This is a genomic window from Mycobacterium helveticum (assembly GCF_007714205.1).
Taxonomy (GTDB): Bacteria; Actinomycetota; Actinomycetes; order Mycobacteriales; family Mycobacteriaceae; genus Mycobacterium; species Mycobacterium helveticum.
Genome location: NZ_VMQU01000363.1, coordinates 1 through 494 on the forward strand (window position 1 = coordinate 1; position 494 = coordinate 494).

At 62.6% G+C, this 494-nt stretch carries 1 protein-coding gene; it reads left to right on the forward strand.

The window, feature by feature from the left end; all coding sequences use genetic code 11:
* Window positions 1–494, forward strand: a 494-nt coding sequence (locus FPZ47_RS27930) for a sulfotransferase domain-containing protein (protein ID WP_144957563.1), incomplete at both ends; no start/stop codon positions are given.

Below are 494 nucleotides of genomic sequence, written 5' to 3' on the forward strand. Positions count from 1 at the left end.
GGCACCACGTGGACCCAGCGGATTCTGCAGCAGATTTTGAGCAACGGTGAGGAGCACGACGCCGGGCTCTCGGACACTTCTCCGTGGCTGGATTCCAGCTGGGGCGATCACGCCGGAATGCTCAAGACGCTCAAGGAGCAGCGGGAGGCGGGCACGCGGCGGGTCATGAAGTCGCACCTGCCTGCCGATGCCCTGCCGATCGCGCCGGAGGCGCGGTATGTGTTCGTCGGGCGCAACGGCAAGGACCTGGGCGTCAGTTTCCACAACTATCTGTACAACTTCTCCCCGGCGACCATGGGGGAGATCAACCGGATTCACGCCGAGTGGTCCGGTGATTCGACTCCGCTGGTGATTCCGCCGGACATGCGGGAGTTCTTCGATGTGTGGCTGGACAGCGACGGGTTCCAGTGCTGTGATCTGCTCGATGTCATGGCGTCGTGGTGGCGGCTCAAGGATGAGCCGAACATCGTGTTGGTGCATTACCGGAACCTCAA